The organism is Citrobacter sp. Cpo030, from assembly GCF_030333005.1.
In the GTDB taxonomy this organism is placed as follows: Bacteria; Pseudomonadota; Gammaproteobacteria; order Enterobacterales; family Enterobacteriaceae; genus Citrobacter; species Citrobacter portucalensis.
The window spans coordinates 39738-46929 of sequence record NZ_JAOWGT010000072.1 but is presented as its reverse complement, the minus strand read 5'-3'; the positions used below and the strand labels follow the sequence as shown (position 1 = coordinate 46929).

The following is a 7192-nucleotide window of genomic DNA, read 5'->3' as shown; positions in this document are numbered from 1 at the left end:
GTGCCCGCTATTTGTCTGCTGCGCTGCGCTTATCAGGCCTACAAACTCGATACGTGTCCGCTATTTGCCTGATGCGCTGCGCTTATCAGGCCTACAAACTCGATACGTGCCCGCTATTTGCCTGATGCGCTGCGCTTATCAGGCCTACAAACTCGATACGTGCCCGCTATTTGTCTGCTGCGCTACGCTTATCAGGCCTACAGCACTCGCTGATACCTTCGTAGGTCGGATAAGGCGCTTGCGCCGCCATCCGGCAAACAGGCATAAAAAAACCCCGCCGAAGCAGGGTTTTGTCATTCTCAAATATACGATTAGTGACGCGCGCGAACAATCTGGTATTTGCGTGTCAGATATTCGACCGGGACGCTCCAGATGTGTACCAGACGCGAGAATGGGAACAACAGGAACAGCGTCATACCCAGCACCAGGTGCATACGGAAAATGAACGCAACACCATCCAGATATTGAGACGCTCCGCCCTGGAAGGTCACCACTGTCTGCGCCCAGTTCACCAGCTTCATCATCTCACTACCGTCCATATGCTGGGCGGAGAACGGAATGGTCAGCAGGCCCAGCGCACACTGGATCACCAGCAGTGAGAGGATCAGAATATCCGCTCCGGTGGTGGTGGCCCGCACGCGTGGGCTGAACAGACGACGTTTAAGCAGCAGTACGCCACCAATCAGACACATCAGGCCACTGGCACCGCCCGCAAACATTGCCATCTTTTGTTTCACTTCAAGCGGTAGCCAGGCTTCATACATCCAGTGCGGCGTCAACATGCCAAGGAAGTGCCCTGCAAAGATACCCAGGATCCCGATGTGAAACAGGTTTGACGCCAGATTCATCCCTTTGCGATCCAGCATCTGACTGGAAGCCGCACGCCATGTATATTGCCCATAGTCATAACGCAGCCAGCTGCCGATCAGAAAGACAGAACCCGCGATGTACGGATAGATGTCAAAGAAGAACGTATTCAGGAAGTGCATTATTGCTGTCCTCCGGTGGTGATATTCAGATACTGCGGCGCAACGGCCCCGGCAAAACGACGCTGGTGAGCGGAGATTTCCGACTCGCCACACCCCTGATCGGCGAAGAATTTCACCTGCTCTTCTTCCCAGACCGCATCCAGCGCTTGTGGAGTATCGTCACGGGCTTCATCCGCAATTTTTTCAGCCACTTTATCGCTGTCGATAACGGTATTCGCCAGTTTTAACAGCAGATCGAACAGCACCGCATAACGGCTTTCACGCTGTTGCAAACGAGCGCTGAGCAGCGCCAGAATCGGCGCAATATCCTGTAAGCCACCTAGCGCTTCGCTTTTCGGCAGTTGCGCAAGGTATTCCAGATACAGCGGCAGATGATCGGGAAGTTCGCGGCTGTCGAGCTGCAAACCGTGCTGCTCATACTGTGCCATCAGGTCAACCATAGCCTGACCGCGATCGCGGGATTCACCGTGAACATGTTCAAACAGCAGCAGCGATGTCGCGCGGCCACGGTCAAACAGTTCGCTGTAGGCGGCCTGCACATCCAGCATGTCCTGCGCGGTTAGATCGCGCAGGAAAACGCCCAGAGCCTGGGCATCCTCTTTATCCAGGTTCTCAGATGACGCGAGTGCATCGAAAAGTTCCTGCTGATTCTGCCACAAGGCAGCATCCGGGTACTCGAGCAGACGCGAAACAATGACGAGTTCAATCATTGGTGCGGCTCCGTTTTGCTGGTCACATCGACAGCGTCGATGCGGCGGCTGTTGAACAGATTGAATTTAGTATCAGAACCGTGGCAACCGTCGCCGAAGGTAAAGCCACAACCGCTTTTCTCCGGGAACGCGTCACGCGCCAGTTCACGATGGCTGCTCGGTACCACGAAACGATCTTCGTAGTTCGCGATTGCCAGGTAACGATACATTTCCTGTGCCTGTGCTTCGCTTAAGCCCACCTCTTCCAGTGCACGGGTATCAACTTTGCCGTCAACAGTTTCCGCACGTTTGTAGTGACGCATGGCCAGCATACGTTTCAGCGCCAACAGTACAGGTTGGGTGTCACCTGCGGTCAGCAGGTTCGCCAGGTACTGAACCGGAATACGCAGGCTGTCAACATCCGGCAGAATACCGTTGCTGCCCAGCTCGCCCGCATCAGCAGCTGACTGAATCGGTGACAATGGCGGCACGTACCAGACCATCGGCAGTGTGCGGTATTCCGGATGCAGCGGCAGCGCCAGCTTCCAGTCCATCGCCATTTTGTAAACCGGAGACTGCTGTGCGGCATCAATGACGCTCAGCGGAATACCATCTTTCAGCGCCTGTTCAATAACAGCCGGATCGTTCGGATCGAGGAACACGTCCAGTTGACGCTGGTACAGATCTTTCTCGTGCTCGGTGCTTGCTGCACTTTCGATCGCATCTGCGTCATACAGCAGTACGCCGAGGTAACGGATACGACCTACACAGGTTTCGGAGCAAACGGTCGGCTGACCGGCTTCGATACGCGGGTAGCAGAAGATGCACTTCTCAGATTTCCCGCTCTTCCAGTTGAAGTAGATCTTCTTGTACGGGCAGCCGGTGATACACATACGCCAGCCGCGGCACTTGTCCTGGTCGATCAGCACGATGCCATCTTCTTCACGCTTGTAGATAGCGCCGCTCGGACAGGTCGCCACACACGCCGGATTAAGGCAGTGCTCACACAGACGCGGCAGGTACATCATGAAGGTGTTTTCGAACTGACCGTACATCGCCTTCTGCATGTTTTCGAAGTTCTGGTCTTTGGCGCGTTTTTCAAACTCACCGCCCAGAATTTCTTCCCAGTTCGGACCGCTGGTGATTTTATCCATTCGCTGACCGGTGATCAGCGAGCGTGGACGAGCAATTGGCTGTGCTTTGCTGTCTGCCGGGGCGTTATGCAACGTCTGGTAGTCAAAATCAAACGGCTCGTAGTAATCATCCATGCCCGGCAGATGCGGGTTAGCAAAGATTTTACCCAACAGCAGCGCTTTGTTACCCATGCGCGGCTGCAGTTTGCCGTTGATTTTACGGATCCAACCGCCCTTCCATTTTTCCTGGTTTTCCCAGTCGTTCGGGAAGCCAACGCCAGGCTTACTTTCGACGTTGTTGAACCAGGCGTACTCCATACCTTCACGGCTGGTCCAGACGTTTTTACAGGTCACTGAACAGGTGTGGCAGCCGATGCACTTATCGAGATTCAGCACCATGCCGACTTGTGAACGAATTTTCATTTTACGCTCTCCTGTACCTGGTCATTGCCTTCGCCATCCAACCAGTTAATGTTCTTCATCTTACGTACAACTACGAACTCATCACGGTTTGAACCGACGGTACCGTAGTAGTTAAAGCCGTAGGCCAGCTGCGCATAGCCGCCGATCATATGGGTCGGTTTCGGCGTAATACGGGTCACCGAGTTGTGGATCCCACCACGCTGTTGGGTGATTTCTGAACCCGGCAGGTTAACGATACGTTCCTGCGCGTGGTACATCATGGTCATCCCGGCCGGTACACGCTGGCTGACAACTGCACGTGCCGTCAGCGCACCGTTGCTGTTGAAGACTTCGATCCAGTCGTTATCTTCGATTCCCAGATCCTTCGCATCGACTTCGCTCATCCACACAATCGGGCCACCGCGTGACAGCGTCAGCATCAGCAAGTTGTCGCTGTAAGTGGAGTGGATACCCCATTTCTGGTGCGGCGTCAGGAAGTTGAGCGCTTTTTCCGGGTTACCGTTTGATTTCTCGCCGATCACCGCTTTCACCGAACGGGTGTCGATTGGCGGACGGTAAACCAGCAGGCTTTCACCAAAGTCACGCATCCACTGATGATCCTGATACAACTGCTGGCGACCAGACAGCGTACGCCATGGGATCAGCTCGTGAACGTTGGTATAGCCGGCGTTATAAGACACGTGTTCATCTTCCAGTCCTGACCAGGTCGGGCTGGAGATAATTTTGCGCGGCTGCGCCTGAATATCGCGGAAGCGAATTTTTTCGTCTTCTTTATTCAGCGCCAGATGCGTATGGTCACGACCGGTAAATTCACTCAGCGCAGCCCAGGCTTTAACGGCTACCTGACCGTTAGTTTCCGGCGCCAGCGTCAGGATCATCTCGGCTGCATCAATTGCGGTATCCAGCATCGGCTGGCCTTTTGCCGGACCTTCAGCCTTGGTGTAATTGAGCTTACGCAGCAGATCCATTTCGCTCTGGGTATTCCAGGCAATCCCTTTACCGCCATTACCGATTTTTTCCATCAGCGGGCCGATGGAGGTGAAACGCTCGTAGGTTGCTGGATAATCACGCTCAACGGTCATGATATGCGGCGCGGTAACACCAGGAATCAGGTCACATTCACCTTTTTTCCAGTCCTTCACGTCTAATGGCTGCGCCAGTTCGGCAGCGGAGTCGTGCTGAATTGGCAGCGTAACGACATCGGTTTCTTTACCGAGGTGGCCCACGCAAACTTCAGAGAACTTTTTGGCGATAGCTTTATAGATTTCCCAGTCGCTCTTCGATTCCCAGGCCGGGTCAACGGCTGCAGACAGGGGATGAATAAACGGATGCATATCCGAGGTATTCATATCGTCTTTTTCATACCAGGTTGCGGTCGGCAGCACGATATCGGAATACAGACAAGTACTCGACAGGCGGAAGTCCAGCGTAACGACCAGATCCAGTTTGCCGTCCAGTCCGTTATCCTGCCATTCCACTTCTTCCGGCTTCACGCCGCTCTGCTGGCCGAGATCTTTGCCCTGAATACCATGTTCAGTACCCAGCAGATACTTCAGCATGTACTCGTGGCCTTTACCGGAAGAACCGAGCAGGTTAGAACGCCAGATAAACAGATTACGCGGATGGTTTTTACCGTTTTCCGGCTGCTCTGCCGCAAAGCGAATTGAACCTTCTTTCAGGGATTTAACGGTGTAATCCACCGGCGTCATGCCTGCTTTCTGCGCTTCTTCGGCGATACGCAGCGGGTTAGTCCCTAACTGCGGCGCAGATGGCAACCAGCCCATACGTTCAGCGCGAACGTTAAAGTCAATCAAATGACCGCTGTAGCGGGATTTGTCTGCCATCGGAGACAGCAGTTCCTGCGCAGTAACCGTCTCATAGCGCCATTGGCTGGAGTGGTTATAGAAGTAGGAGGTGCTGTTCATATGACGAGGCGGACGCTGCCAGTCAAGCGCAAACGCCAGCGGCTGCCAGCCGGTTTGCGGGCGCAGTTTTTCCTGGCCGACATAGTGGGCCCAACCGCCGCCGCTCTGGCCGATACAGCCGCAGAACACCAGCATATTGATCAGGCCACGATAGTTCATATCGAGGTGATACCAGTGGTTCAGACCCGCACCGACGATAATCATCGAACGACCGTGCGTTTTATCGGCGTTATCCGCAAATTCGCGAGCGATGCGTACGATCTGAGAACGTGATACGCCAGTGATTTTTTCTGCCCAGGCCGGTGTGTACGCTTTCACGTCATCGTAGCTGGTTGCGCAGTTTTCATCGTTCAGACCACGTTCCAGGCCGTAGTTGGCCATAGTCAGATCGTAAACGGTGGTCACCAGCGCGGTAGAGCCATCGGCGAGTTGCAGGCGTTTAACCGGCAATTTATGCAGCAGAATGTTTTCCAGTTCTACTTTGCTGAAGTGCTCGGTGCCTTCGCCGCCAAAGTACGGGAAGCCCACTTCGGCGATATCATCCTGGCTACCCAGCAGGCTGAGCTGCAGTTCGGTTTCATCACCAGACGTGCCGTCGCGCTGCTCGAGGTTCCATTTGCCTTTTTCACCCCAACGGAAGCCAATTGAACCGTTTGGCGCAACCATATCGCCGTTGCTGTTGATAGCGACGGTTTTCCATTCCGGATTATTTTCCTGGCCCAGGGAGTCAACCAGATCCGCTGCACGCAGCATACGACCAGCAGCATAGTAGCCGTCGCGCTCTTCGAGCATCACCAGCATTGGCATGTCGGTATAACGACGAACGTAGTCGGTGAAGTACTGGCTCGGGTTATCGAGGTGGAACTCGCGCAGCATGACGTGGCCCATCGCCATTGCCATTGCCGCATCGGTTCCCTGCTTCGGTGCCAGCCACAGGTCGCAGAGTTTGGCGATTTCTGCGTAGTCCGGGGTAATTGCTACCGTTTTGGTCCCTTTGTAGCGAACTTCGGTAAAGAAGTGTGCATCCGGAGTACGGGTCTGCGGGACGTTAGAGCCCCATGCAAGAATATAGCTGGAGTTATACCAGTCAGCAGATTCCGGTACGTCAGTCTGCTCGCCCCAGGTCTGTGGGGAAGCCGGCGGCAGGTCACAGTACCAGTCGTAGAAGCTCAGGCAGGTACCGCCAATCAGCGACATATAGCGTGCGCCGGAAGCATAAGAAACCATCGACATCGCTGGGATCGGAGAGAAGCCTGCAACGCGGTCAGGGCCATAGGTTTTGATGGTGTAAACGTTAGATGCAGCAATCAGTTCATTCACTTCCTGCCAGGAAGAACGAACAAACCCACCACGACCGCGCGCTTGTTTGAAGCTTTTTGCTTTGTCGGCGTCTTCGATGATGGATGCCCATGCGTCTACCGGATCGCTGTGCAGTCTTTTTGCTTCACGCCACATCTTCATCAGACGTTTGCGCATCAGCGGGTATTTCAGACGGTTAGCGCTGTAGAGATACCAGGAATAGCTTGCACCACGTGGGCAGCCGCGAGGCTCGTGGTTAGGCATATCTGGACGCGTGCGTGGGTAGTCAGTTTGCTGGGTCTCCCAGGTCACCAGACCATTTTTCACATAGATTTTCCAGCTGCATGAGCCCGTGCAGTTTACCCCGTGGGTTGAACGCACGATTTTGTCATGCTGCCAACGCTGGCGGTATCCGTCCTCCCAGTCCCTGTTGGTATTGAGAAGCTGGCCATGCCCATCGGCAAAGGTTTCGCCCTTCTGTTTGAAGTAGCGAAACCGGTCCAGGAATTTACTCATCGGTTTTCTCCTGTAGGAGCCTGACGGCTCTCTGATAAATCGACATTGCTTGATTGAGAGCGAAGGTAACGCTCTGAAAGGGCGTGAGAATTGATAACGATCAAGGCATGCAGGGATGAAAACAGAGGGTCGATTTTCACATACCCCCTTAGTAGGATATTAATAAAACAGTCAACATATTGAATTTAAATGATTTTATTAAAATCACTTATCATACA

4 protein-coding genes are annotated in these 7192 nt (G+C 53.9%); all 4 read right to left on the bottom strand.

Translation table 11 applies throughout. The features are described 5' to 3' along the window. Positions 1–311 precede the first annotated feature (311 nt). From narI to OGY37_RS17485, 4 genes are read right to left on the bottom strand one after another with little or no spacing between them, the layout of a single operon-like run. On the bottom strand, positions 312–989 hold the full coding sequence (narI, locus tag OGY37_RS17500; protein WP_003833386.1) for a respiratory nitrate reductase subunit gamma: 678 nt from the start codon (positions 987–989) through the stop codon (positions 312–314). Continuing rightward, entirely contained in the window at positions 989–1699 is a 711-nt protein-coding gene (gene narJ / locus OGY37_RS17495; protein WP_286621368.1) for a nitrate reductase molybdenum cofactor assembly chaperone, read from the bottom strand. Before narJ ends, narI begins: the two co-directional genes overlap by 1 nt. Continuing rightward, positions 1696–3234: a nitrate reductase subunit beta gene (gene narH / locus OGY37_RS17490; RefSeq protein ID WP_003833388.1), complete on the bottom strand. Its 1539-nt coding sequence runs from the start codon at positions 3232–3234 to the stop codon at positions 1696–1698. Before narH ends, narJ begins: the two co-directional genes overlap by 4 nt. Beyond that, a complete protein-coding gene (locus tag OGY37_RS17485; RefSeq protein ID WP_286621366.1) occupies positions 3231–6974 on the bottom strand; it encodes a nitrate reductase subunit alpha in 3744 nt (1247 codons plus the stop codon). The genes narH and OGY37_RS17485 overlap by 4 nt, the downstream gene beginning before the upstream one ends. Between the last annotated feature and the right edge of the window lie 218 nt (positions 6975–7192).